Genomic DNA, 26,135 nt, shown 5'->3' with positions numbered 1-26,135 from the left:
ATGGCCGGGACCCCACACAAAATCACATGAGACAAGACACCCCGACACTCGCCCACCACCGGTACTGGCCCCGCGGCGTGCCGCACGCCTTGCGCGTGCCACAGGTCACGCTGAACCACTACCTGGAGGTCAACGCCGTACGTTACCCGGACAAGCCGGCCATCGTGTTCTGCGGCCAGACGCTCAGCTACGCCGAACTGCTGCGTCAGGTGAACGTGCTGGCAGGCTATTTGCAGCACACGCTGGGCGTGGCGCGCGGCGACCGCGTGCTGCTGATGAGCCAGAACGGCCCGCAGTTTGTGGTGGCCTACTACGCCGCCTTGCGTTCGGGCGCGGCCATCGTGCCGGTCAACCCCATGAGCACCACGCCGGAACTGGGCTTCTATGTGCGCGACAGCGGTGCCCGTGTGGCGATGGTGGCGTGCGACCTGTTGACCCAGGTGTTGCCGCTGCTGGGCCAGGAAGGCGACGCATCGTTGAAGCATCTGCTGGTGCACAGCTACGCCGATGGTCTGTCACAGGGCCCAGACGACAGCCTTCCCGAGGCCATGCGCGGCGAGGTGCCGGTCGCATTGCCTGCGGGCGTGCACCGCTTTGCCGACGCGCTGGCCGCTGCGCACGCACCGCTTGCGGGCGAGAGCAGCCCCGATGACCTGGCCGTGCTGCCCTACACCTCAGGCACCACAGGTCACCCCAAGGGTTGTTGCCACAGCCACCGCACGCTGCTCGCGTCCAACCTCGCCTCACAGGTATGGCGCGGCTTGCATGGCGACGCGGTGTTCCTGTGCGTGGCGCCGCTGTTCCACATGCTGGGCATGCAGAACGGCATGAACATGCCGCTCACACTGGGCGCCACGATCGTCATGATGCCGCGCTGGAACGCCGCGCAGGCGGTGGAGCTGGTGGAGCGCCACCGTGTGACGGTGTGGACCGCACCGCCGGCCATGGTGATCGATTTTTTTGCCCAACCGGACGCGCAGACCCGCGATCTCTCCAGCCTGGCGCTGCTCTCCGGCGGCGGCGCGGCCATGCCCGAGGCCGTGGCCACCTTGTTGAGCGAACGATTTGGTCTGCAATACAACGAAGCCTACGGGCTGTCGGAAACTGCCGCCTTCCTGCACGCCAACCCGGTGGCACGTGGCAAGCGCCAGTGCCTGGGCATGCCCACGCAGGGCGTGGACTCGCGCATTGTGGACCCGGTGAGCTTGCAGGAGCTGCCGCCCGGTGAAGTGGGCGAACTGGTCACGCGCGGCGAACAGGTGATGAGCAGCTACTGGTGCAACCCGCAAGCTGACGCGGCCGCTTTCATCGAACTGGATGGCCGGCGCTATTTCCGCACCGGCGACCTGGCCCATGTGGACGAAGAGGGCTATTTCTTCATGCGTGACCGTTTGAAGCGCATGGTCAACGCATCGGGCTTCAAGGTGTGGCCGGCCGAGGTGGAGAGTGCGTTGTACGAACACCCCGCCATTCACGAGGCCTGCATCGTGGGCGTGCCCGACGAGCGTCGCGGCGAGACGGTGAAGGCCCTGATCGTGCTCAAACCCGAACACCGTGGCCACGTGAGCGAACAGGACATCATCGACTGGAGCCGCCAGCGCATGGCCGTCTACAAGGCGCCACGCCTGGTGCGCTTCATGGAAAGTCTGCCCAAGTCGGGCACCGGCAAGATTTTGTGGCGCGAGCTGCAGGCGGCCGAGCAGGGCAGCGCTTCACCCATTACTGAACCTTCCCCTGAAGAAAGCGGCTCATGAGCAACGACCCCTTTTATTTTTCCGGCCGATCGGTTTTTGTGGCCGGCGGCAGCAGCGGCATCAACCTGGGCATCGCCCACGCCTTCGCCGCAGCGGGCGCGAACGTGGCCATTGCCAGCCGCAATGCGGAGCGTGTGGCCGGCGCCGTGGCCGAGCTGCAGGCGCACGGCACCCAGGTGCGCGGCTACAGCGCCGACGTGCGCGACGCCGAAGCCATTGCCGATGTGCTGGCTCAGGCGCGCGCCGCCATCGGGCCTTTCGATGTGCTGGTCTCCGGCGCGGCGGGGAACTTCGTGGCACCGGCCCTGGGCATGTCGGCCAAGGGCTTTCGAACGGTGGTCGACATCGACCTCAACGGCACCTTCCACGTGCTGCGCGCCGGCCACGAGCACCTGAAGAAGCCAGGCGCCTGCGTGCTCAACATCTCCGCCCCGCAGGCCTTCAACCCGACGGCGTTGCAGGCGCATGTGTGTGCCGCCAAGGCGGGGGTGGACATGCTCACCCGCGTGCTGGCCATGGAGTGGGGGCCTGACGGTGTGAGGGTGAACTCCATCGTGCCCGGCCCGATCGGCGACACCGAAGGCGTGCGCCGCCTCGCGCCCACCCCAGAAGCCTTGCAGCGCATGGAGCAGAGCATTCCGCTGCGCCGCATGGGCCGGGTGGAAGAAATCGCCCACATGGCGCTGTTCCTCGCCTCGTCACGCGCCCAGTTCGTCACCGGTGCTGTCATTCCGGTGGACGGCGGCAGCTCGCTCGGCGGTGGCCGCGACCTTTCAGGGAGCCAGTCATGAGCGGAGATTCTGCGCTGCTGTTCGAGGTGCGTGACCAGGTCGCCACCATCACTTTCAACAACCCGGCCAAACGCAATGTGTTCGACGCCGAAGTGCGCGAGCGCCTGGCCGACGTGGTGGGCCAGGTGCGACGCGACGCAGGCATCCGCGCCCTGGTGCTCACCGGTGCCGGCGGCCATTTCTGTTCGGGCGGTGACCTGCGCAACATTGCCGCGGCCGGGCTGGACACAGCCGGCTGGCGCCACCGCATGCGCAGCCTGCACGAATGGCTGCACGATCTGATCACGCTGGACCGCCCGGTGATCGCCGCGGTGGACGGTGCCGCCGCAGGCGCCGGCTTCAGCCTGGCCATGATGGCGGACTTCGTGCTGGCCACGCCGCGCGCGAAGTTCTGCATGTCGTTTTTGAAGGTGGGCCTGGTGCCCGACATGGCGGCTTTTTACACACTGCCTCGCATTGTGGGCGTGCAGCGCGCCAAGGAGCTGATGCTGTCTGCGCGCGACGTGGGTGCAGAGGAAGCCTTGCGATTGGGGCTGGTGATGGAGTTGCATGCTCCCGAGGTCTTGCTGGACCGTGCCCAGGCGCTGGCCACCAGCTTTGTGGGTGCTTCGCCCACGGCTGTGAGTCTGATCAAGCGGGCGCTGGAGCAGGCGCCTGGTGCGAGTCTGGCGGCGTTGGTGGATGCGGAGGTCAATGCGCAGGCGTTGGCGGCGGCTACGCCGGAGCATCGGGAGGCGGTGCGGTGTTTTCTGGATAAGCAGGCGTTGCCTTTTAGTTGGCCGGCGGCTGCGAAGTCGTAAGCACCACTGCTTTCAGGGTGTATTCCATGGTGTGGCGCTTGTTTTCTTCTTTGTTGCGTTGTTTCTTTCGTGGCGTGCCGGGTCTCGCCCCGGCGGGCGAGTTACCTTTCTTTGCGTCGCCAAAGAAACGTAACCCAAAGAAAGGCGACCCTGCTGCCGGTGACCCCTACGCTGCGCTTCGGGGCAACCTGCGGTGCTCGCAGCGGGCGGGGTCCGTGCAAACTCGCTTCGCTCAAACATGCACGGCCCTTTTCCCGCCCGCTGCTGCGCTCCTCGGCACCGGCAGAAGGGGCCCGAACGCGGGATCGGGATCGGGCTTCCTCGCGTGCACAGGACTCGGCCATCCGGAGAAAGCCCCTTCTGCGCGAGCCGAGGAGCGCAGGCTTGGGCGGAACAAGGGCTGCGCATGTTTGAGCCGAAGGCGAGTTTGCGCAGACCCCGCCCAAGCTGAGCACCGCAGGGTGCCCGTAGCGCAGCGGAGGGTCTCGCGCAGCAGGGGTCGTTTTCTTTGCCTACTTTCTTTGTCGACACAAAGAAAGTAGGTGCGCCGCCGGGGGCACATCCCGGCACGCCACGAAAGCAAAAACCCACCAACAAAGGCAAGACCCTCCACCCGAAACACATAAGGGTCAACCCCAGTCTTCACCCCCACGAAAGGCCACCTTTGGCAATGGCAGATTGTGCGCAGCCCCCCCAACCCACACCATACAACCCAGACGCAAACAGGAGCTTCGTTTTGAGCGAGACAAACAACAACATCCCCCGCATGGTCGAAGGCAAGGTCGTCGTGGTGACCGGCGCGGGCGGTGGCATCGGCCGCGACATCGCGCTGGCCATGGCACGCGAGGGCGCCAAGGTCGTGGTCAACGACATTGGTGCTTCCGTGTCCGGCGAGGGCAACGACGCCGGCCCGGCCCAGGCCGTGGTCAACGAGATCAAGGACCTCGGCGGCGAAGCCGTGGCCAACACCGACAGCGTGTCCGACGCCACCAGTGCCGGTCGCATCGTGCAGACCGCGCTCGACGCCTTTGGCCGCATCGACGTGATTGTCAACAACGCCGGCATCCTGCGCGACCGCTTCTTCCACAAGATGAGCCTGGACGAGTGGGACGCGGTGATCAAGGTGCACCTGTACGGCGCCTTTCACGTCAGCCGCGCCGCTGCCCCGCACTTCAAGGAACAGACCTCGGGCAACTACATCCACATGACCTCTACCTCAGGGCTGATCGGCAACTTCGGTCAGGCCAACTACGCGGCAGCCAAGATGGGTGTGGCCGCGCTGTCCAAGTCCATCGCTCTGGACATGCAGAAGTTCAACGTGCGCTCCAACTGCATCTCGCCGTTTGCCTGGAGCCGCATGATCGGCTCCATCCCCACCGACACGCCCGAGGAACAGGCGCGGGTGGAACGCATCAAGCAGATGACGCCGGCCAAGATCGCGCCGCTGGCGGTGGCCCTGGCCAGCGACGCATCAGTGCAGACCAATGGCCAGATTTTTGGGGTGCGCAACAACGAGATCTTTCTGTTCAGCCAGCCACGCCCGATCCGTTCGGTGCACCGTGGCGAAGGCTGGACGCCGCAGTCGGTGGCCAGCCACGCGCTGCCGGCGATGCAGGCCAGCTATTTCGACCTGGACCGCTCGGGCGACGTGTTCTCCTGGGACCCAGTGTGAGCGAAGCGACGATGAATACCGCTGAACAAGGCATCCAGGCCCGCCACCAGGCCGAGCTCAACGCCGGCCACTTCCTGATCCAGCATTGCGATGACTGCAATCGCCACATCTACTACCCGCGCGAAGTCTGCCCGCATTGCGGCAGCGGTGCGTTGCAACTGGTGCAGCCCCGGGGCACCGGCACCGTTTACGCCACCACCACCGTGCGCCGCAAGGCCGAGGCCGGGGGCGATTACAACGTGGTGCTGATCGACCTGGACGAAGGCGTTCGCCTGATGAGCCGGGTCGAAGGCGTGGCGCCTGCCGACGTGATCATTGGCCAGCGGGTGCAGGCCCGCGTGGTGGTGAAAGATGGCGTGGGCCTGGTGGTGTTCGATGCTGTTGCCGGAGAAGGCGCATGAACGTAACCCTCAAAGCCCTGCGCGGCAGCGCCGCCATCGCAGGTGTGGCCACCTTCGGTTGCGGTGAAGCGCCAGGCTTCACCGACATGGAGCTGCTGGCCCGTTCGGCCCGCGCGGCTGTGGCAGACGCCGGCCTGAAGATGAGCGACATCGACGGCCTGTGCACGGCCAGTGTGGCCGCCACCATGTGGCCCATGCCGGTGATCGAGCACCTCGGCATCAACCCGCGCTACATCGACGGCACCATGCTCGGCGGCTCCAGCTTCATTGCGCACCTGCTGCCCGCCATGCATGCGCTGCAATCGGGTCAGTGCAACGCGGTGCTGGTCTGCTACGGCAGCGCACAGCGTTCGGGGGCTTTCAGCCGCGCCGAGATCGCGCGCGCCCGCAAGTTCCTGGACCCACAGCCCTATGAAACGCCTTATGAGCCGATGCTCCCGCCATCGGCCTACGCGCTGGCCGCCTCACGCCACATGCACCAGTACGGCACCACCCGCCGCGACCTGGCCGAAGTGGCGGTGGCCGCGCGCGCATGGGCCCGTCTCAACCCCGAAGCCTTCACGCGCGACCCGCTGTCGATCGACGACGTGCTGGCCAGCCGCATGGTGAGTGATCCGCTCTCGGTGCGCGACTGCTGTCTGGTGACCGACGGCGGTGGCGCCTATGTGCTGGTGCGCGCAGACCGCGCTCGCGACCTGGCCAGGCAACCGGTCTACGTGCTGGGCAACGGCACGGCGGTGTGGAACCGGCAGATCTCCAGCATGCCCGACCTCACCGTGACCGCTGCCAGCCAGTCCGGCGCGGATGCCTACGCCATGGCCGGCCTGCAGGCGAAGGACATCGACGTGGTGCAGCTCTATGACGCCTTCACCATCAACACCCTGTTGTTCCTGGAGGACCTGGGCTTTTGCGCCAAGGGCGAGGGCGGTGCCTTCGTGCGCGACGGTGCCATCGCCCCGGGCGGACGCCTGCCGGTGAACACCAACGGCGGCGGCCTGTCGTGTGTGCATCCCGGCATGTACGGCATCTTCGCGCTTATTGAAGCGGTGCGCCAATTGCGCGGCGAGGGTGGCAACCGCCAGGTGGCGGGTGCCACCACAGCCATTGCTCACGGCAACGGCGGCACGCTCTCCAGCCAGTCCACGGCCATTCTCGGCACCGCTGCCGCACTTTGAAATACGAAACCACGTCCTCATGATCCGCGACCCCGAAACCCTCAATGCCTTGCTCGATACCGTCAATCGCTTCGTGCGCGAACGCCTGGTGCCAGCCGAGGCCCTGGTGTCTGAAACCGATCAAATCCCGGCCGACATCGTGCGCGAGATGAAGGCGATGGGCCTGTTCGGTCTGACCGTGCCCGAAGAGTTCGGCGGCCTGGCCCTGACCATGGAAGAGGAGGTGGAGGTGATGCTGGCGATGGGTCAGACCTCGCCGTGCTTCCGCTCGCTGTTCGGCACCACCGTTGGCATCGGCTCACAAGGCATCGTGTTCGATGGAACGCCGGAGCAGAAGGCGAAATACCTGCCACCGCTGGCCACGGGCGAGCTGATCGCTTCGTTTGCGCTGACCGAGCCCGAGGCCGGATCGGACGCGGCTTCGCTGCGCACCACCGCGATACGGGCAAGCGATGGCGACGGCGACCACTACGTGGTGAACGGCACCAAGCGTTTCATCACCAACTCCCCGCAGGCCGGCATCTTCACCTTGATGGCGCGCACGAACCCTGAAGACAAGGGCGCAGGCGGTGTCTCTGCCTTCATCGTGGAGGCCAACACCCCGGGCATCAGCATCGGCAAGAAGGACAAGAAGATGGGGCAGCGCGGCGCCCACACCGCCGACGTGATCTTCGAGAACTGTCGCGTGCCCGCCAGCCAGCTGATCGGTGGCCAGGAAGGCCAGGGCTTCAAGACCGCCATGAAGGTGCTCGAGAAAGGGCGCATCCACATCGGCGCCATCTGCGTGGGCGTGGCCGAGCGCATGCAGCGCGACGCCCTGAACTACGCCATCGAGCGCAAGCAGTTTGGCCAGCCCATCGCCGAATTCCAGCTGGTGCAGGCCATGCTGGCCGACAGCCAGGCCGAGATCTACGCCGCGCGCTGCATGGTGCTCGACGCCGCCCGCCGCCGCGACCTGGGCCAGAACGTGGCCACCGAGGCCTCGTGCTGCAAGATGTTTGCCTCCGAAATGTGCGGTCGCGTGGCCGACCGTGCGGTGCAGATCTTCGGCGGTGCCGGCTACATGAGCGAGTACGGCATCGAGCGCTTCTACCGCGACGTTCGGCTGTTCCGCATCTACGAAGGCACCACACAGATTCAGCAAATCGTCATCGCGCGCAATCTCGTCAGAGACGCCACCCGCTGACGATCCGGCAGCGACAAGACCCACCGTTCACCCGACCATTACAACAGGAGACAAGCCATGAAACTCACCACCCGCCGCACCACCCTGGCCACCCTGGCCGCCATCGGGCTGCTGGCCGGCGCCCCTGCCTGGGCGCAGACCGCGTACCCCAATCAGCCCATCAAGCTGGTCATTCCCTATCCGGCCGGTGGCGCCACCGACACGCTGGGCCGGCTGATCGCCCAGAAGATCCAGGAGAACTGGAACAACCCCGTGGTGGTGGAAAACCGCGCGGGTGCGGGTGGCACCATCGGCAACAACTTCGTGGCCAAGGCCGCACCGGACGGGCACACCGTGCTGCTGGCCATCACGGCTCTCATCCAGCAGCCGCCGCTGATGCAACTGCCCTACGACCCGGTCAAGGACTTCCAGCCCATCACCCGCGTGGCGATCAGCCCCAGCCTGCTCGCGGTGCAACCCAGCGATCCGGCCAAGGACCTCAAGGGCTTCATCGCCCAGGTCAAGGCCACCCCCGGCAAATACAACTTCGGCAGCTACGGCGCCGGCACCTCGTCGCACATCCAGGGCGAGTTGCTCAACACGCAGGCCGGTCTGGACATGGTGCACGTGCCGTACCAGGGCGCGGCACCGCTGGTGGCGGCCATGCTGGGCGGTCAACTGCCGGCGGCCTTCATCGACAGCGCCACCGCCCGGCCCCACCTCAAGTCCTTCAAGGTGCTGGCTGTGACCGGCCCCAGCCGCATGCCCGCCCTGCCCGACGTGCCCACCTTTGCCGAGCAAGGCCTGCACTCCTACGAGCCCCTGGGCTGGTTCGGCCTGTTGATGCCGGCGGGCGTGCCCAAGCCGGTGCTGGACAAGTTCGCCGCCGAGGCCGCGCGCGTGCTCAAGCTGCCGGATGTGCGCGAACGCATCGAAGGCCTGGGCCTGTTCGTTGGTGGTGAAACGCCGGAGGAGTTCGCCAAGGTCATGCGCAGCGATGCCGAAATCTACGCCCGCATCATCAAGGAAGCCAGGATCACCTTGAAGTGATCGCTCCGCCGGACTTCGCCTCTACCCAGATGCCGTCCGCCCCATCCGCACCCACGGCAGACGGCTGTCGTGGACACCACCCCGCCGTGAACGCCCATCCCTTCGGGTGCGTGGCGTCAGGGCGTGTCTGCATCCCAGGATCCACCCAGAACGGAGACATCTCATGCGCGACACCCATGTTCCCTTGGCGTTGAACCAGTCCCACCCGACGACCGCAACACACAAGCGCCGCACCTGGCTCACGGCGATGGCCAGCGGCCTGCTGGCACTCACCAGTCCCTTTGCATCTGCACAGACCACACCGGATACGGCAGTGGTCAAGCTGATCGTGGGCTACGCCGCTGGCGGGCCGGTGGACGGTGCGGCACGCGTGTTCGCACCCGTGCTGGCCCGCGAACTGGGCCAGACCGTCATTGTGGAAAACCGCGCCGGTGCCGCCGGTTCCGTGGCCGGTGCCTCGGTGGTGAAGGCCGCGCCCACCGGTCACGAGCTGTTCTTTGCGGCCAGCCCCACGCTCACCATCTCGCCGCACGTGCTCAAGGCCATGAGCTTCGATCCCCGCAAGGATCTGGCACCTATTGCACCCATCCTCAGCTACGCCAACGTGCTGGTGGTCAACAACGACCAGCCCTTCAAGACGGTGCCCGAACTCATCGCGCATGCCAAGGCCCATCCCGGCCAGATCACCTATGGCTCGGCCGGCATGGGCGCGTCCAACCACCTCAGCGGCGAACTGTTTGCGCGCCGCAGCGGTACCCGCCTCACGCATGTGCCCTACCGGGGCAACGCGCCGGCCATGGCCGACGTCATGGGCGGCCAGATCCACATGATGTTCGACATCATCGGCAGCGCGCGCGGCTACATCGATGGCGCACGCGTGCGCCCGCTGGCGGTGACCTCGCTCGAACGCAATCCGGCGCTGCCGCAGCTGCCCACCATGGCCGAGCTCGGTGTGAAGGACTACGACGTGGGTGGCTGGTTCGGCCTGTTCGGACCGCTGGGCATGAAACCCGATGTGCTGAGCCGGCTCGGCGCCGCCACCGGCAAGGCATTGCAGGACCCGGACCTGCGCAAGCGATGGGCCGAGCAGGGCTACGTGGTGTGGGAAGGCACCGCCGCCGAACTGGGCGAACGCACCGCGCGCGAACACGCGCTGTGGGCCGATGTCACCAAAGGCATGACCTTCGAGTGAACCCATGGCCCACACCCGCATCCATCAACTGTTTGACGAAAAGGTGGCGCAAGCCCCGAGCCAGCCTTTCCTGTTCACCCCGGAAGGGTCGATGAGCCTGGGTCAGCTGGCAGTGTGGGTCGACCAGCTGCAGGCCGAGCTGCTGGGTCTGGGCGTGCGCGCAGGTGACCGCGTGCTGGTGGCGGCGGAGAACTGCCCGGAACACGTGGCATTGATCCTGGCCTGCAGCCGGGTGGGTGCCTGGGCCTGTGGTGTGAACGCCCGCATGTCGGCGGGCGAGTTGGCGGCGTTCATCCACAAGGCCGATCCGCGCGTGGTGTATTTCACCGCCGGCATCTCGGAAGCGACAGCCAGCCATGCCCGCGCCGCGCAGGCCCGACCGGGCGTGCTGCCCGGGCTGTGGCACACCGGGCCGCGCCCAGCATCAGTTGCACAGAGGGGTGCACTGGCCAACGACGTGGCGGCGGTGATCTTCACCTCCGGCACCACCGGTCAACCCAAAGGCGTGATGGTCAGCCACGCTGGCCTGCTGCAATTTGCCAAGGCGTCCAGCGCTTCGCGCGCGCTGGGGCCACAAGACCGGTCTTACGCCTACCTGCCCATGACCCACATCTTCGGTCTGGGCACGGTCCTCATGGCCTCGTTGCACGCCGGTGCCGGGCTGGTAATGCGCAGCCGATTCGACCCGGCCGACGTGTTCGACGCCCTGGCCCGTCACGGCGTAACCCAGTTGCAGGGCCCACCCACGCTGTTCCAGCGCCTGCTGTCGTGGCTGGACGAACAAGGCATTGAGCGACCCGCCACGCCCGCACTGCGCTATGTGTACACCGGTGCGGCGCCCATGACCTTGCCACTCAAGCAGGCGGTCGAACAGCGCTTTGGCCTGCCACTGCACCACGGCTATGGCCTTTCGGAATACGCCGGCGCCTTGTGCGTTGGGCGGCTGGGCGAACGGCGCGATGACACGTCGGCCGGCTACCTGGTGGAGGGTGCCGAACTGCGCATCGTTGATGCACAGGGCCACGACCTGCCGTCCGGGCAGACCGGCGAAATCTGGATGCGTGGCACCGGCCTCATGCCGGGCTATTTCGGCGATCCCGACGTCACCGCCGAGGTGATGCGACCGGGCGGCTGGTACGCCAGCGGTGATCTGGGGCGGCTGGGCGACGACGGTGCACTGTTCGTGGTGGGGCGCCTCAAGGACATGATCATCCGTTCCGGCTTCAATGTGTACCCGGTGGAAGTGGAATCCGTGCTGTCCATCTGGCCTGGTGTGGCGCGCGTGGCGGTGGCGGGTCACACACTGCCCGACGGCAATGAAGAGATCATTGCCTTCATCGAAACCCAACCTGGCGCCACCATCGACACCGACGCGTTGCGGGCCCACGCGGCAGGCCAACTGGCGCCCTACAAGCGCCCCTCACACGTGGTGGTGGTTGATGCCCTGCCGATGACGCTCAGCGGCAAGGTGCTCAAGCGCGAACTGTTGGCCGCCTGGTCTCGTGCAGCGGCAGCCACAGCAGCTTGAAGCGCCGTCGGATTGATCGAAATCGCCAACGGCCTGCATGCTTTTGGCAATGGGCGCAGCTGGGTGAAGTTTCTAGACTGGCCAAACCATCTCTCGCGTTGCAGCGTATTTGCAATGGACAGGTGGAGCGAGCCCGACACCACCCCAAAGAGGAGACAGACATGCACAAAGCCGATTCCCCACAACCGCCCCAAGGCCCGCGCGGCCTCGATCGCCGCACCCTGCTGGCCGCCGGCCTGGGGGCTCTCGGGCTGAACGCCGTGCCGGCTTTCGCGGCCAGCCCTTTCCCGGACCGGCACATCACCCTGGTGCTGCCGTTCCCGGGCGGTGGCATGTTCGATGCCGTGCTGCGCGCCATGGGCAATGCGGCTGCTCAGGATCTGGGGCAGCCCGTCGTGCTCAACCACAAGCCCGGTGCCGGTGGCGTCTCGGGCACGGCCGGTCTGGCCATGATGAACGAGGCCGACGGCTACACCTTGAGCGTCATGCACAACTCGGTCATCCGTCATCCGCACATCACCAAGGTCAGCTGGGATCCGGTCAAGGACTTCACCTACATCACCGGCCTGGCCAGTCTCACCACCGGTATTGCCGTGGCGGCCGATGCGCCATGGAAGAGCCTGGAAGACCTGTTGGCCGACGCCAAGGCCCGCCCGGGCCAGATCACCTGGGGCAACGTGGGCGCCACCAGTGCCAACCGCATCTATGGCCAGCGCCTGGCCAAAGCCGCCGGCGTGGAAATCAACTTCATTCCCTACAAGGGCGGCGCCGAACAGGTGGCTGCGGTGCTGGGCGGACACCTCCATGTGTACGGCGACCCGGGATTTGGCGCCATGGCCCTGAGCGGCAAGCTGCGTCTGCTGGCCACCTTCACCGATCAGCGCCTGCCCCGCTGGCAACAAGTGCCCACGGTGAAAGAGCTGGGCCACGACCTGGTGATCGAGTCGCCCGTGGGCATTGTGGCCCCCAAGGGCCTGGACCCTGCCATCGCCCTGCGCCTGCAGAATGCCTTGCAGAAGGCCACGAAAGACCCGGACTACCAGCGCCTGAGCGCCGAATACGACCTGGTCCCCTGGTTGCTCGACGGTGCCGCCTACCAGCAGTACGCTACCAAGCAGTTCGTGCGTGAAAAACAGATGCTCGACGAGATCGGATTCAAACCCTCATGAATGCGCGCAGTCCCCTCACCATGACAGAATCCCCATCCGCCCCGAACCAGGGCAAGCCTGTGGCGGGCCCCGATCGCCACATCCCGTTCCTGGAACTGATTTCGGCGCGCCGCGAATCGGTGGGCAAGGGGGTGGCCGTGGTGGCAGTGGAACTGCGCCCGGACCTGCTCAACAACCACGGCGGTGGCCACGGCGGCGTGGTCATGACCCTGCTCGACAGCGCCATGGCCAATGCCGCACTGGGCCTGGTGGACTTCGCACGCGAGGTCGTCACCATCGACATGCACGTGGGCTTCATGCGCCCGGCGTCGGGCCGCCTTGTGGCCACGGGCCGCACCACGGGTGGCGGTCGATCGGTGTGCTTTTGCGAAGCCGAGCTGGTCGATGGCACCGGCGCCGTGGTGGCCAAGGCCATGGGCACCTTTCGCTACCGCGCGCCGGTGAACGCATCGCCCGATGCTGACCAGGGCACGCCCTGACCTGTCCACGGAATCCACCATGTACCTCACCCAGGGCCTGCAGCGTGCACTGCAAACCCATCCTCAGAAGATCGCTGTGCGCCACGTCGCCGAAGACGGTGACCGCACCCTGAGCTTCACCGAGCTGGCCGATCGCGCCGCCCGCCACGCCGCCGCCTTGCGTGGACGCGGCGTGTCGCCCGGCGACCGTGTGGCCTTGCTCGCACCCAACAACGACGCCTTGATCATCCTGCTGTGGTCGTGCTGGTGGCTGGGCGCCGTGGCCTGCCCGCTGAACACGCGCTGGAGCCTGGTCGAACTGCGCCACGCGTTGGCGGATTCGGGCGCACGCCTGCTGGTGGTCGACCCTTCGCTGGCCGGGCCCGCCGCCGAACTGGCCGACCAGACCACGGTGCTGTCCACCGATGCATTCGCCGTCGAGGCCACCGCCTGCACGCCAATGCCGGACAGCCGCACCGGCGGCGACGCCCTGGCCGCCTTGCTCTACACCGGTGGCACCACGGGCAAGTCCAAGGGCGTGATGCTGTCGCACGCGAACTTCTGGACCGCGTCCATCACCCGTGCGGCCGAGCTGCCCAACCCGCCCGATGGCGTGTCCCTGCTGGTGGCGCCGCTGTTCCACGTGGCCGGGCTGGGCCGTCTGGTGGGGCAGGCCAGCGTGGGCGGTACCTGCATCACCATGCCGAGCTTCCGTCCCGACCAGGTGATGGCCGCCGTGGAGCGCCTGGGCATCACCGACACCATCATGGTGCCCAGCATGCTGCAGGCCATGCTCGACCTGTCGGGCTTCGACGCCCGCCGCATGCAGTCGCTCACGCGCATTGCCTTTGGCGCGGCCCCCATGCCGCCCGATCTGCTGGACCGCGCGCTACAGACCTGGCCCGATGCCGAATTCTTCCAGGCCTACGGCCTGACCGAGACCGCGGGCGCGGTCTGCATCAACCCGCCCGCCAACCACCGCGGCGAGGGCCGGCGCAATGGCCGCTGGCGCGCGGTGGGGCGGCCTGGCCTGGGGGCTGAGGTGCGCATCGTCGACCCGCTGGGCGAGGAAGTCCCGCGTGGCGAAGTGGGCGAAATCCAGGTGCGCGGCCCCATGGTCACGCGCGGTTACTGGAACCTGCCCGAAACCACCGCACACGCTTTCGTCGACGGCTGGTTCCGCACCGGCGATGGTGCGCGCATGGACGAACACGGCTACCTCTTCATCGCCGATCGGTTGAAAGACATGATCATCTCCGGTGGCGAGAACGTGTACTCCGCCGAAGTGGAAGCCGTGCTGCGCAGCCACCCGCAGGTGGTGGATGCGGCCGTCATCGGCCTGCCCGACCTGAGGTGGGGTGAAGCGGTGCATGCCGTGGTGGTGGCGCGCGACCCGGCCCTGCGCGGCGACAACGCCCACACCGCTGCGTTGCAGGCCGAACTCACGGCATGGTGCCGCCGCGAACTGGCCGGCTACAAGTGCCCGCGCGGCATGCACTTTGTCGGGACCTTGCCCATGAGCGCGGCGGGCAAGGTGCTCAAGACCGTGCTGCGCGACAGCTTGCGCGCATGATCACAATGCACTCCGCGAACGACGATGCAGCGAACGCAGAGGCGCAGGCCGAAGCGCGCCGCCATGCCTATGCGCGCGTGGCCTTCACCCGCTGGCTGGGCGTGCAGCGGGCGTATTCGAAAGACGGCCAAGCGCGCCTGACCATTGAGAGCCGCCCCGAGCTGGAAAACGTGATCCACGCCATCCACGGCGGTGTGGTGCTCACCCTGATGGACGTGGTCATGGCCAGCGCGGCCGTATCGTTGGTGGACTTCCAGAAGACCGCCGTCACGCTCAATCTCAATGCCAGTTTCGTGCGTCCCGGGCGCGGCCGCCTGGTGGCGGACGGCGAAGTGCTGCAGACGCTCGACGGCGTGATCCTGTGCCAGGCCGAGGTGCGGGACGAAACGGAAGAGGTGATTGCCCGTGGCATGGGCAGCTTTCGCTACCTGCCCCTGCCTGAAGCTGCCTGAGCCTCATCTCCTTCGCTCCACCATGTCCTTGCCCACCTGCCTGCAACACCTGCGCCTGCCGGTGATCGCGTCGCCCCTGTTCATCATCAGCGTGCCCGAACTGATCATTGCGCAATGCAAGGCCGGCATCGTCGGCGCCATGCCGGCGCTCAACGCGCGCCCGCAGTCTTTGCTCGACGACTGGCTGGCGCAAATCACAGAAACCCTGGCCGCGCACGACCGGGCACACCCCGAACAGCCTGCCGCGCCCTTTGCCATCAACCAGATCGTGCACAAGAGCAACGACCGGCTCGACGCCGACATGGCCGTGTGCGCCAAATACCGCGTGCCACTGGTCATCACCTCGCTGGGTGCACGCGCCGAAGTGAACGATGCCGTGCACGCCTGGGGTGGCGTTGTGCTGCACGACGTGATCAACAACAGTTTCGCCCACAAGGCGGTGGATAAAGGCGCCGATGGCCTGGTGGCCGTGGCCGCCGGTGCGGGCGGTCATGCCGGCACCAAGAATCCGCTGGCACTGATCCAGGAAATCCGCGCCTGGTTCGACGGCCCGCTGGCGCTCTCGGGCGCCATCGCCACGGGTGATGCCATCCTGGCCGCTCAGGCCATGGGTGCCGACCTGGCCTACATCGGATCGGCCTTCATCGCCACCGAAGAGGCGCGTGCCGACGAGGCCTACAAGCGCATGATCGTGGAGGGCAGCAGCGACGACATCGTCTACTCCAACCTGTTCACCGGCGTGCACGGCAACTACCTCAAGCCATCCATCCGCGCCGCCGGCATGGACCCCGACCAGCTGCCGCAGAGCGACCCGTCTGCCATGAACTTCGGCAGCACCCGCAAACCCTGGAAAGACATCTGGGGCTGTGGCCAGGGCATTGGCGCGGTGCACGCGGTGGAGCCGGTGGCCGAACGCGTGGCCCTGCTGGAGCGCGAGTACCGTGCGGCCCGTGAACGCCTGGCGCTGTAGCCCTTCACCATTCCCGAGGGGAGGGTTTGGCAATCCGAGATTGCCTCCCAGCTGGGTGGCCGCGATCATTGGGGCCAACCGGAACAGCACAGGAGACACATGAGCACCGCCCCGCCTGGCCTGGACGCCGGGACACTCACGCAATTGCAAACCTGGCAGGGCCGAACCGAGACCTTGCACGACCAGATCACGGCCGCCCCGCTGCGCGCACTCTCCGCCACCCTCGACCGGGACGACCCGGCACCGGCCACCGGCACCACACTCCCCCCGTTGTGGCACTGGCTGTACTTTCTGCCCACGCACCGCCAAAGCGAGATTGGCCAGGACGGTCACCCGCAGCGCGGTGGTTTCCTGCCGCCGGTGCCACTGCCCCGGCGCATGTGGGCGGGCAGCCGCCTGGCTTGGAGCACCGACAACCCCTTGCGTGTGGGTGACGCTGTCGAGCGACTCTCGCGCATTGCATCTGTGCAGCACAAACAAGGCCGCAGCGGCGATCTGGTGTTCGTGCAGGTGGCGCACGAGCTGCGCAATGAGCATGGTCTTGCCCTGAACGAAGTGCACGACATCGTCTACCGCGACGCGCCCCGCCCGGGTGACCCGGCGCCCGAGCCGACGGCAGCGGAAACCGGTGCGGCCTGGCAACGCGAACTCACGCCCGACGACGTGCTGCTGTTTCGCTACAGCGCGCTCACCTTCAATGGCCATCGCATCCACTACGACCGCCGCTACGTGACCGAAACGGAAGGCTACCCCGGCCTCGTCGTGCACGGCCCGCTGATCGCCACCCTGCTGATGGATCTGCTGCGCCGCCACCTGTCCACGGCCACCGTCAAGGCGTTCAGCTTCAAGGCGCTGCGCCCCAGCTTCGATGGTCGTCCCTTGCGCGTGAATGGTCAGCCATCGCCCGATGGGCGCAGTGTGCGGCTGTGGGCGCAAGACGCCGATGGCTGGCTGACCATGTCCGCAGCGGCCGAACTCGAATGAAATGAATCACCCCCTGCGCCGCTTCGCGTCTTCCCCCTCTCTCGCCTTCGGCGGGAGGGGGACGGCACCAGAGGCCCGGCGAAGCCGGTTCCTCGGTGCCCTTGGACTGGATCTCTTTATTCGGTGCGGATCGCGCGCCGGCGCCAGGAACAACACAAATTCTTTTTGAACCATCGACATCCATGCACCACACTCCAGACGCCTACCAGGACATCCGCGACGCCGTGCGCGCGCTCTGTGCCGAGTTCCCTGACGAATACCACCGCAAGGTCGATGAGCAGCGGGCTTACCCCGAAGCCTTTGTCGATGCCCTGACCAAGGCCGGCTGGATGGCCGCGCTGATTCCGCAGGCCTATGGCGGCTCGGGCCTGAGCATGGCCGAAGCTTCGGTGATCATGGAAGAGATCAACCGATCCGGCGGCAACTCCGGCGCCTGCCATGGCCAGATGTACGTGATGAACGCCATCGTGCGCAGCGGCACGGAGGCGCAGAAAGACCGCTACCTGCCGCGCATCGCTGCAGGTGAGCTGCGCATCCAGGCCATGGGCGTGACCGAGCCCACCACCGGCAGCGACACCACCAAGCTCAAGACGCAGGCCGTGAAGAAGGACGGCCGCTGGGTCATCAACGGGCAGAAGGTCTGGATCTCTCGCGTGCAACACAGCGACATGATGATCTTGCTGGCCCGCACCACACCGCTGGCCGAAGTGCAGAAGAAGTCCGACGGGCTTTCCTGTTTCCTGATCGATCTCAAACAGGCCGAAGGCAAGGGACTCACCGTGCGCCCCATACCCAACATGGTCAACCACGAGACCAACGAACTGTTCTTTGACAACCTGGAAATTCCCGAAGAGAACCTGCTGGGCGTGGAAGGCAAGGGGTTCAAGACCATCCTCGACGGCCTGAACGCCGAGCGCACACTGATCGCGGCCGAGTGCATCGGCGACGGTTATTGGTTCGTCGACCGCGCCACGAAGTACGCCAGCGAGCGCGTGGTGTTCAACCGCAAGATCGGTCAGAACCAGGGCGTGCAGTTCCCCATCGCTGAGAGCTACATCGAAATCGAAGCCGCCAACCTGATGCGCTGGCGCGCCTGCGAACTCATCGACGCCCACAAGCCCTGCGGCGCCGAAGCCAACATGGCCAAGTACCTGGCCGCCAAGGCCAGCTGGGAGGCGGCCAACGCCTGCCTGCAGACACACGGAGGCTTCGGCTTCGCGAATGAATACGACGTGGAGCGCAAGTTCCGCGAGACCCGCCTGTACCAGGTGGCGCCCATCTCCACCAACATGATCCTGTCGTACGTGGCGGAGCACGTGCTGGGGTTGCCCCGGAGTTACTGATGGCCCACCCCTGCGCCGCCTTCGGCGTCACCCCCTCAAGGGGGCAATGCCTGTGGCCCGGCAAAGCCGGTTCCACGGCATTTCTGGAATGGGACACTTCTTGCCGAAGGTTTTGCATGTTTGATGTTTGCCATCGCTGGCTAACCCATACCCTTGTTGGCCATGGCGTGTGCGGGCCTGTCGCAGCGCGCCGTGTGAGGCGCCGAGAAGCGCAGGGGCCGTGGCCGCGCGCGCAGCGCGCTTCCTTCTCTGACTTGTCGCACTTGTCTGAGCGGAGAGAGCGCAGCGAACGCAGCGAGTTGTGCGACAGGCCACGGCCGCGAGCATCGCAGGGGAGTCGGTGCTGCGCACCGACCGCCTCACCCAAGCGCTGTGGCAGGCCCGCACACGCCGTGGCCCGCGAGGTGCCGCCACTGCTCGCCGAACAAGGAAAGAGAGGGCCGAGAAATGAGACCACTTGACGGCATCACCGTGGTCTCGCTGGAGCATGCGATCGCTGCGCCTTTCTGCACACGCCAGCTGGCCGATCTGGGCGCGCGGGTGATCAAGGTGGAGCGGCCGGGGGTGGGCGACTTTGCGCGGGCTTACGACACGCGTGTGAAAGGCCAGTCCTCGCATTTCATCTGGACGAACCGTTCGAAGGAGAGCCTGTCGCTGGATCTCAAGCAACCCGAGGCCCTGGCCGTGTTGAACGAGGTGCTGCAGGGGGCGGATGTGCTGGTGCAGAACCTCGCACCCGGCGCGGCGGCGCGCATGGGTCTGGCGTACGAGACATTGCGGGAACGCTGCCCGCGCCTGATCGTGTGCGACATCTCCGGCTACGGCGAAGACGGCCCCTACCGCGACAAGAAGGCCTACGACCTGTTGATCCAGAGCGAGGCCGGCTTGCTCTCCATCACCGGCACGCCCGACGAACCGTCCAAGGCGGGCAACTCGATCGCCGACATTGCCGCCGGCATGGTGGCCTACAGCGCCATCCTCGCTGCGTTGCTGCAGCGTGGTCGCACCGGCGAAGGTTCACACATCGATGTGTCCATGCTGGAGAGCCTGGCCGAATGGATGGGCTACCCGCTGTACTACGCCTTTGAAGGTGCCAGCCCGCCGCCGCGCACCGCAGCCTCGCATGCCAGCATCTACCCCTATGGCCCCTTCGCTGCTGGCGATGGCGGTACGGTGATGCTGGGCCTTCAGAACGAACGCGAATGGAAGCTGTTCTGCGACACCGTGCTGGAACAGCCCGACCTGTCCACCGACCCACGATTTCACAGCAATGCGCAGCGCAACCAGCACCGCAGCGAGTTGCGTGCCCTCATCCTCGCCGTGTTTGCCATGCTGGACACGGAAGCCGTGGTGGCCCGACTGGACCGTGCGCAGATCGCCAACGCCCGCATGAACGACATGGCCGGTGTGTGGAGTCACCCGCAGCTGGCCGCGCGCGGGTGCTGGCAGCCAGTGGACACGCCCGCCGGCACGGTACCGGCCCTGCTGCCACCGGGACGCCACAGCGGTTTCGATTACCGCATGGACCCGGTGCCCGCCGTGGGCCAACACACCCAGGCCATCCTGCGCCAGCTCGGCCGCAGCGAGGCCGACATTGCCACCCTGCGCGCCGCTGGCGCCATCTGAACCTGCTCCACATGACCACACCCTCCGCCACCTTGGCCACCTTTGCCGCACAACTGCAGTTCACCGACATCCCGGATGCCGTGGTCCGCAAGACCGAAGACCTGCTGGTGGACTGGTTTGGCTCCGCTGTGGCCGGGTTCGGATCGCGCCCGGTGCAGAGCATTGCGCGTTTTGCACTTGCCATGGGGCCGGCCGACGGGCCGAGCGAAGTGATCAACGAACGCCGCCGATCCAGCCCCTACGCCGCCGCCATGGCCAATGCCGCGGCCTCGCATGTGGCCGAGCAGGACGACGTGCACAACGGTTCGGTGTTCCACCCGGCCACGGTGGTCTTTCCGCCCGCGCTGGCGGTGGCGCAGGCCGTGGGTGCCAGCGGAAAGGACCTGCTGACCGCCTCGGTGGTCGGCTACGAGGTGGGCATTCGCATTGGTGAGTTTCTGGGGCGCTCGCACTACAAGGTGTTCCACACCACCGGCACCGCCGGCACCGTGGCCGCTGCCGTGGCGGTGGGCCACTTGCTCAAGCTCACACCGCAGCAGATGCAGCACGCCATGGGTTCGGCCGGCACCACCGCCGCCGGCCTGTGGGAATTCCTGCGCACCGCCGCAGACAGCAAGCAATTGCACACCGCCCACGCCGCCGGCGCCGGCCTGATGGCCGCCTACTTGGCGCAAGACGGATTCACCGGTGCGGCTCAGGTGCTTGAAGGCCCGCAGGGCATGGCCGCCGGTATGTCCCGCGATGCCGACGTGGCCCGCCTCACCGATCGCCTGGGCTCGCGCTGGGCCACCACCGAAACTTCTTTCAAGTACCACGCCAGCTGCCGCCACACCCACCCGGCGGCCGACGCGTTGTTGCAGGTCATGCAGGCGAATCAGCTTCTGCCGACCGATATCGCCCAGGTCACTACCCACGTGCACCAGGGTGCGATTGACGTGCTGGGCCCGGTGGTCAATCCATCCACCGTGCACCAGAGCAAGTTTTCCATGGGCACGGTGCTGGCCCTGGTGGCGCAGTTTGGCCATGCTGGCCTGGCCGAGTTCGATCAGCATTTTCTAAGCGACACCACAAAGACGCTGCGTGACCGTGTGCGCATGGCGCTAGACGACGAGGTCGACCGCGCCTACCCCGCACGCTGGATCGGCAAGGTAACCGTGCAGACCACCGACGGGCGCACGCTGCACGGGCGCATCGACGAACCCAAGGGCGACCCGGGCAACACGCTCAGCCGCGAAGAGATCACCGCCAAGGCACTGCGCCTGGCGGACCACAGCGGCGGCGCCACACCCGCCCGGATGCAGGCCGCCGTGGACGCGCTGTGGCAGGTGGCTCAATGGCCGCGCGTGGGCACGCTGCTGGGCGCGTGATGAACACATCCGCGCTCGGAGGTGCGCGCAGCCTGCTGTTCGTGCCTGGTCACCGCCCGGAACGGTTCGGGAAGGCGCTGGCCACTGACGCAGGCGGCGTCATCCTGGACCTGGAAGACGCAGTGGCGCCGCAGGACAAGGCCGCTGCGCGGGAACACATGCGGTCCTTTGTTCAACAGGCCGGGCCGACACAGCGCGCCCGCCTGCTGGTGCGCATTAACCCGGTGGACTCGCCCGAACACACCGGTGATCTGCAGGCGCTGCGTTCGCTACGCGACCACCCGCCGGGGGGCGTGGTGCTGCCCAAGGCCAGCGATGCGAACAACCTCGCTGCCGTGGCAGCGGCTGCCGGCTCTGGCGTGGCACTGTTGCCGCTGATTGAAAGCGCCGAAGGCTGGGAGCAGGCCGACGCGCTGGCCCGCGCGCCCGGCGTGCTGCGGCTCGTTTTTGGTCATCTGGATTTCCAGCTCGACATGGGCATGGCCGCCGACGAGGCCCAGACCGAGCTGATGCCGGTGCGCCTCGCGCTGGTGGCCGCTTCCCGGCGCGCCGGCCTGGCGCCGCCGGTGGACGGTGTCACACCCGACGTGGGCAACCCGGTGGCCTGCGACACCGACACCCGACGCGCCCTGCGGCTGGGCTTTGGTGGCAAGCTATGCATCCACCCCAGCCAGGTGGCGCTGGTGCACGCCGCCTTCGCCCCCAGCGCTGCCGAGCGCGAGTGGGCGCAGCGCGTGCTGGCGGCCAATCAAATGGCACAAGGTGCGGTGTTCCAGTTCGAAGGCCGCATGGTGGATGCGCCGGTGTTGGCGCGGGCACGGCAGGTACTTCTGTCTTGAATGCGTTCACAGGGCTGGGTGGCAGAATGGCCGCCATGTCCATGCACTTCGATCTGGTCGACCTGCGCCTCATGGTGCGCGTGGCCGAGGCCAACAGCCTGACCAAGGGCGCCGAGGCTTCACACATCTCGCTGCCAGCCGCCAGCACACGCATCAAGCACCTGGAAGAAAGCATTGGCACCAAGCTGTTCTACCGCAACAGCCAGGGCGTCACGCTCACGCCGCCCGGACAGGCCTTTGTGCACCACGCGCGTCTGGTGCTGGGTCAGCTCGAGCACCTGCGCGGCGACCTGCAGGAATACGCCCGCGGCATCAAGGGCCACCTACGGGTGTACGCCAACACCACTGCGCTCAGTGAGTTCCTTCCGCCGGTGCTGCGCACCTACCTCAGTACCCATCCCGACGTGAACATCGATCTGCGCGAGCGCTTGTCCAATGACATCATCCGCGCCGTCACCGAAGGCCAGACCGACATCGGCATCGTTGCCGGCTCGGTCCGGACAGAGAACCTGGAGACCGTGCCCTACCGCAGCGATCGCCTGGTGCTGGTGGTGCACCCGGGCCACCCGCTGGCATCCAGCGAGCATGTGGCCTTTGTCGACACACTGGACTACGACCACGTGGGCCTGCACGAGTCCAGCGCCATCCATGCCTTTTTGCGTCAGGCCTGCGACCGCCTGAACCGCTCCCTCAAGCTGCGCATCCAGGTGAGTGGTTTTGAGGGCGCCTGCCGCATGATCGAGACCGGCGTGGGCATCGGCATCCTGCCTGAATCAGCTGCGAACCGGCATGCACAAAAAATGGACCTGCGCATCGTGCCCCTGAGCGATGCCTGGTCGTTGCGGGCGATGCAGATCTGCGTGCGCAGCCTGGATGCCTTGCCTCAGTTCGCTCGCGAACTGGTGGACCTGCTGGTGGAAGATGCGCGCCAGGCTGGCAACGTCGACGAGCAGGCGGTGTGAACCTCGCACAGCCAGACGCCAGATCAGAAGCAGCGTTCTCCCGATCCAGGGGGCGTCAAACGATGCTCGCGGCGGATTGGCTCACCAACCGGTCGATCAGCAATTTGACGGGTCGCCGCATGGGGCCCTTTCTGGCCAGCAGGTGAAAACGCTGAGGATTGGGCTGCTCAACGTCGGAGAGCGTGAGCAACCGGCCGTCTGTCAGGTACGCGTCTGCATAAGGTCTGCGAAGCAGGACGATCCCGTGTCCACCGGCGGCGGCCTGCAGCGCCAGGTCGTAGTCTGGAAACTGGCGGTCCTGGGGGCGGAGCGAATAGCCCGTACCCTGGCTGCGCAGCCAATGGCGCCATGGCCCCGGGTCCGAGTCGTGAACCAGCACGTGTCGCAGCATCTCGGAGGGGGAAGGCGACTGGCCCATCAGATGGGCCAAGGCGGGTGATGCCGCCGGCACCAGCGTTTCCTGAAACAGTGGAATGGTGAGGCCGTCCGGCCAGTTGCCACGCCCGTAGCGCACGGCGAGATCGACCTCATCCAGATCCGCAAAGCGTTGCTCCACGTCGATCGCGAGCCGAAACACGGGCGGTACGCCCTCCACGGCCGACAGCCGGGGCAGCAGCCACAAACGAGCGAACGACGGGACCACGCTGATGCGCACAACTTCCAGCGCCTGGGGGCCCCCGGAGGCCAGTCTGGCTGTCTCCAGGGTCTCCAGCGTCTGGGTGAAGACACTCACACATCGCTGCCCTTCCAGGGTCAGCCTCACGCCCCGGCCATGACGCTCAAACACCGGAGCGCCCACCCATTGCTCCACTGCACCGATACGGCGGCTCACGGCCCCATGGGTGATGTTGAGTTCATCGGCCGCACCCGTGAAGGATCCACAGCGGTAGGCGGCCAGAACAGCCAGCAGGGCATCGATGGGCGGCAATGCGGGGGCGTGAGATGAGCTGTGATTCATGCGCACAGTTCACCATCGAATGGTGATCTATGTCAAACCGCTGGGGCGGCCTATAAACAAGCCATGAACACACCCAACACACCCCACGTACTGCCCGCGCTGGCGGTTGCCACCACCATCATCGTCTGGGCCACCGCGTTCCCAGCCATCGGTGTCGCGTTGACAGAAATGTCGCCACTGGGCCTCGCGTCCATACGCTTTGCCATCGCGGCCGCGTTTGCCCTGGCCTGGTTGGGCTATCGGCGCCCCGTGCGCATGCCTCTGGCTGATCTGCTTGTCTGTGTGCTTTGCGGATGGGTGGGTGCTGCGGGGTACAGCGTGCTGCTGAACATGGGCCAGACTTCTGTTTCTCCAGGCGCAGCCAGCTTCCTGGTCAAGACCGAGAGCATATGGATGGCGATGTTCGGTGTTGTGTTTCTCAAGGAGGCCTTCAACCGATGGGCCTGGGTGGGAACCGCCATCGGGTTCGCCGGCGTGGGTGTGATTGCCTACGGACAACCGGGCGGCATTGCATGGGGCTCGGGCGCGCCATTTGTGCTCGCCGCGGCCTTGTGTTCGGCCACCGGATTTGTCTTGCAGCGCCGCCTGGTCCAACGCTATGGGGCCCTGCAGGTGTCGGCCATCATGCTCATCTCTGCGGCCGTGGCCTTGCTGGCCTGGCTGCCTCAGGGAGCGGTCGAGTTACGCGCTGCCTCTGGCGAGGTCTGGCTGTGGGTCCTGTTCCTCGGGCTGTTTCCTACGCTCATTGGCCAGTTCTGCTGGACCTACGCCATCGGTCAATACGGTGCTGCCAGGGCGGGTAATTTTCTTTATCTCATTGCGCCGCTGGCCATGGGCTTGTCCTGGCTTCTGTCGCGCGAAGTGGCTGGGTGGAGCACCGCACTGGGGGGCGCCTGCGTGCTGGCGGGCGTGCTGCTGGTGAACATGCGAGGGCAAACGTCAATGCTTCCGAAGCCAAAGCGTGCGACAGCATAGGCCTGCCCTGCCCATCTATTGCCCACCATTTGAGGAGAACCCGGCATGAAAAAATTGTCTGAATCCAAAAGCGCGATGGCTGATCCGGCGCAATGGCATCTCTCGCGCTCATTTGCGTTTGAAGCCCAGCACGTTGCCTACGACGTTCGCGGCAATGGTCCTGCGGTGGTTCTGGTTCACGGCACTCCTTGGTCGTCGTTCAACTGGCGCAAGATCATCGCCGCACTGGCTCGACATCACACCGTCTACTTCTATGACCTGCTCGGTTTTGGCCAATCCCAGAAAAGCGCCGGGCAAGACGTTTCACTTCGTATTCAGGGAAGGCTGCTGGCCCGGCTGATCGAACACTGGGGACTCGTGCGTCCGATGGTTGTGGGTCATGACTTTGGAGGGACCACCGTGCTCCGAAGTCACCTGCTCGAAGGCATCGAATACGCAAAGATGGCGCTGGTGGATCCGGTGGCGGTAGGGCCCTGGGGTTCGCCATTCTTCAAGCACGTGAAAGTCCATGAAGCTGCCTTTTCAGGTGTGCCTTCATACATTCATGCTGCGATGGTGGAGGCGTATGTGCGGGGCGCCATGCACCAGACGCCCCAACCCGAGGCGCTTGCAGGCATTCTTCGTCCCTGGTTGAGCGAAGAAGGGCAGGCAGCGTTCTACCGTCAGATTTCTCAGGCGGACCAGCAGTACACGGATGAGATCGAACCGCTGTATGGGGCCATCACTTGCAAGCCATTGCTCGTCTGGGGAGAAGAAGACACCTGGGTGCCGATCGAGAAAGGACATGCGCTGAACAGGATGATCCCTGGGTCACGGCTGGTCCCCCTGCCAGCGGCGGGCCACCTGGTGCAAGAAGATGCCCCTCAGCTGCTTGCGGACGTTCTGGTGAAGTACTTCAATCCGTCCTGAGAGACGGGGTGCGTATTTCGGT

24 protein-coding genes are annotated in these 26,135 nt (G+C 66.2%); 23 read left to right on the top strand and 1 reads right to left on the bottom strand.

What is annotated here, in order from left to right:
• The first annotated feature begins 26 nt into the window (after nucleotides 1-26).
• The 21 genes from J2W49_RS23310 to J2W49_RS23210 all read left to right on the top strand — a co-directional run bounded on the left by J2W49_RS23310 (nucleotide 27) and on the right by J2W49_RS23210 (nucleotide 23,271).
• Nucleotides 27-1,754 (top strand): long-chain-fatty-acid--CoA ligase, encoded by a 1,728-nt coding sequence (locus J2W49_RS23310; RefSeq protein ID WP_310321757.1) that lies wholly within the window; start codon nucleotides 27-29, stop codon nucleotides 1,752-1,754.
• The gene (locus J2W49_RS23305; protein ID WP_310321756.1) at nucleotides 1,751-2,545 is read left to right on the top strand and encodes an SDR family oxidoreductase; all 795 of its coding nucleotides are present in this window, start codon (nucleotides 1,751-1,753) and stop codon (nucleotides 2,543-2,545) included. Before J2W49_RS23310 ends, J2W49_RS23305 begins: the two co-directional genes overlap by 4 nt.
• Entirely contained in the window at nucleotides 2,542-3,345 is an 804-nt protein-coding gene (locus J2W49_RS23300; protein ID WP_310321753.1) for an enoyl-CoA hydratase/isomerase family protein, read from the top strand. The genes J2W49_RS23305 and J2W49_RS23300 overlap by 4 nt, the downstream gene beginning before the upstream one ends.
• Nucleotides 3,346-4,111: 766 nt before the next feature.
• Nucleotides 4,112-5,017 (top strand): SDR family NAD(P)-dependent oxidoreductase, encoded by a 906-nt coding sequence (locus J2W49_RS23295; protein WP_310321826.1) that lies wholly within the window; start codon nucleotides 4,112-4,114, stop codon nucleotides 5,015-5,017.
• An 11-nt stretch (nucleotides 5,018-5,028) separates the two neighbouring features.
• A complete protein-coding gene (locus J2W49_RS23290) occupies nucleotides 5,029-5,418 on the top strand; it encodes a Zn-ribbon domain-containing OB-fold protein (protein ID WP_310321751.1) in 390 nt (129 codons plus the stop codon).
• On the top strand, nucleotides 5,415-6,593 hold the full coding sequence (locus J2W49_RS23285) for a thiolase (RefSeq protein ID WP_310321749.1): 1,179 nt from the start codon (nucleotides 5,415-5,417) through the stop codon (nucleotides 6,591-6,593). Before J2W49_RS23290 ends, J2W49_RS23285 begins: the two co-directional genes overlap by 4 nt.
• A 19-nt stretch (nucleotides 6,594-6,612) precedes the next feature.
• Nucleotides 6,613-7,779, top strand: coding sequence for an acyl-CoA dehydrogenase family protein (locus J2W49_RS23280; RefSeq protein ID WP_310321747.1), 1,167 nt, complete (start codon nucleotides 6,613-6,615; stop codon nucleotides 7,777-7,779).
• A gap of 57 nt (nucleotides 7,780-7,836) precedes the next feature.
• On the top strand, nucleotides 7,837-8,808 hold the full coding sequence (locus J2W49_RS23275) for a Bug family tripartite tricarboxylate transporter substrate binding protein (RefSeq protein WP_310321745.1): 972 nt from the start codon (nucleotides 7,837-7,839) through the stop codon (nucleotides 8,806-8,808).
• Between the two features lie 163 nt (nucleotides 8,809-8,971).
• Complete coding sequence (locus J2W49_RS23270) at nucleotides 8,972-10,000, top strand: Bug family tripartite tricarboxylate transporter substrate binding protein (RefSeq protein ID WP_310321743.1); 1,029 nt, start codon at nucleotides 8,972-8,974, stop codon at nucleotides 9,998-10,000.
• Nucleotides 10,001-10,004: 4 nt separating this feature from the next.
• Nucleotides 10,005-11,528 carry a class I adenylate-forming enzyme family protein gene (locus tag J2W49_RS23265; RefSeq protein ID WP_310321740.1) on the top strand — a complete coding sequence of 508 codons (1,524 nt, stop codon included), beginning with the start codon at nucleotides 10,005-10,007 and terminating at the stop codon, nucleotides 11,526-11,528.
• 161 nt (nucleotides 11,529-11,689) lie between these two features.
• The gene (locus J2W49_RS23260; protein ID WP_310321737.1) at nucleotides 11,690-12,697 is read left to right on the top strand and encodes a tripartite tricarboxylate transporter substrate binding protein; all 1,008 of its coding nucleotides are present in this window, start codon (nucleotides 11,690-11,692) and stop codon (nucleotides 12,695-12,697) included.
• A 20-nt stretch (nucleotides 12,698-12,717) separates the two neighbouring features.
• The gene (locus J2W49_RS23255) at nucleotides 12,718-13,176 is read left to right on the top strand and encodes a PaaI family thioesterase (protein WP_310321735.1); all 459 of its coding nucleotides are present in this window, start codon (nucleotides 12,718-12,720) and stop codon (nucleotides 13,174-13,176) included.
• A 19-nt stretch (nucleotides 13,177-13,195) separates the two neighbouring features.
• A complete protein-coding gene (locus tag J2W49_RS23250; RefSeq protein ID WP_310321733.1) occupies nucleotides 13,196-14,728 on the top strand; it encodes an AMP-binding protein in 1,533 nt (510 codons plus the stop codon).
• Nucleotides 14,725-15,180, top strand: coding sequence for a PaaI family thioesterase (locus tag J2W49_RS23245; protein WP_310321730.1), 456 nt, complete (start codon nucleotides 14,725-14,727; stop codon nucleotides 15,178-15,180). The genes J2W49_RS23250 and J2W49_RS23245 overlap by 4 nt, the downstream gene beginning before the upstream one ends.
• A gap of 22 nt (nucleotides 15,181-15,202) precedes the next feature.
• On the top strand, nucleotides 15,203-16,150 hold the full coding sequence (locus J2W49_RS23240) for an NAD(P)H-dependent flavin oxidoreductase (protein WP_310321727.1): 948 nt from the start codon (nucleotides 15,203-15,205) through the stop codon (nucleotides 16,148-16,150).
• Between the two features lie 99 nt (nucleotides 16,151-16,249).
• Complete coding sequence (locus J2W49_RS23235; protein ID WP_310321724.1) at nucleotides 16,250-17,134, top strand: HTD2 family dehydratase; 885 nt, start codon at nucleotides 16,250-16,252, stop codon at nucleotides 17,132-17,134.
• A gap of 182 nt (nucleotides 17,135-17,316) precedes the next feature.
• Nucleotides 17,317-18,477: an acyl-CoA dehydrogenase family protein gene (locus tag J2W49_RS23230; protein WP_310321721.1), complete on the top strand. Its 1,161-nt coding sequence runs from the start codon at nucleotides 17,317-17,319 to the stop codon at nucleotides 18,475-18,477.
• Between the two features lie 447 nt (nucleotides 18,478-18,924).
• Complete coding sequence (locus J2W49_RS23225) at nucleotides 18,925-20,103, top strand: CaiB/BaiF CoA transferase family protein (RefSeq protein WP_310321718.1); 1,179 nt, start codon at nucleotides 18,925-18,927, stop codon at nucleotides 20,101-20,103.
• 11 nt (nucleotides 20,104-20,114) lie between these two features.
• A complete protein-coding gene (locus J2W49_RS23220) occupies nucleotides 20,115-21,470 on the top strand; it encodes an MmgE/PrpD family protein (RefSeq protein ID WP_310321716.1) in 1,356 nt (451 codons plus the stop codon).
• Nucleotides 21,470-22,309, top strand: coding sequence for an HpcH/HpaI aldolase/citrate lyase family protein (locus tag J2W49_RS23215; protein WP_310321713.1), 840 nt, complete (start codon nucleotides 21,470-21,472; stop codon nucleotides 22,307-22,309). The genes J2W49_RS23220 and J2W49_RS23215 overlap by 1 nt, the downstream gene beginning before the upstream one ends.
• A 35-nt stretch (nucleotides 22,310-22,344) precedes the next feature.
• Complete coding sequence (locus J2W49_RS23210) at nucleotides 22,345-23,271, top strand: LysR family transcriptional regulator (protein WP_310321711.1); 927 nt, start codon at nucleotides 22,345-22,347, stop codon at nucleotides 23,269-23,271.
• Nucleotides 23,272-23,326: 55 nt separating this feature from the next.
• Here J2W49_RS23210 and J2W49_RS23205 read toward each other — a convergent pair whose 3' ends face one another.
• Nucleotides 23,327-24,229, bottom strand: a complete 903-nt coding sequence (locus J2W49_RS23205; RefSeq protein WP_310321709.1) for a LysR substrate-binding domain-containing protein — start codon at nucleotides 24,227-24,229, stop codon at nucleotides 23,327-23,329.
• 63 nt (nucleotides 24,230-24,292) lie between these two features.
• On the opposite strand from J2W49_RS23205, the gene J2W49_RS23200 reads away from it, so the two are divergent.
• Nucleotides 24,293-25,204: a DMT family transporter gene (locus J2W49_RS23200; protein WP_310321706.1), complete on the top strand. Its 912-nt coding sequence runs from the start codon at nucleotides 24,293-24,295 to the stop codon at nucleotides 25,202-25,204.
• A gap of 45 nt (nucleotides 25,205-25,249) precedes the next feature.
• Nucleotides 25,250-26,113: an alpha/beta fold hydrolase gene (locus tag J2W49_RS23195; RefSeq protein ID WP_310321704.1), complete on the top strand. Its 864-nt coding sequence runs from the start codon at nucleotides 25,250-25,252 to the stop codon at nucleotides 26,111-26,113.
• Nucleotides 26,114-26,135: the final 22 nt, after the last annotated feature.

Source organism: Hydrogenophaga palleronii (genome assembly GCF_031457455.1).
Taxonomy (GTDB): domain Bacteria; phylum Pseudomonadota; class Gammaproteobacteria; order Burkholderiales; family Burkholderiaceae_C; genus Hydrogenophaga; species Hydrogenophaga palleronii_A.
Note: the sequence above shows the minus strand (reverse complement) of the source record. Positions and strands in the feature narration are given on the sequence as shown.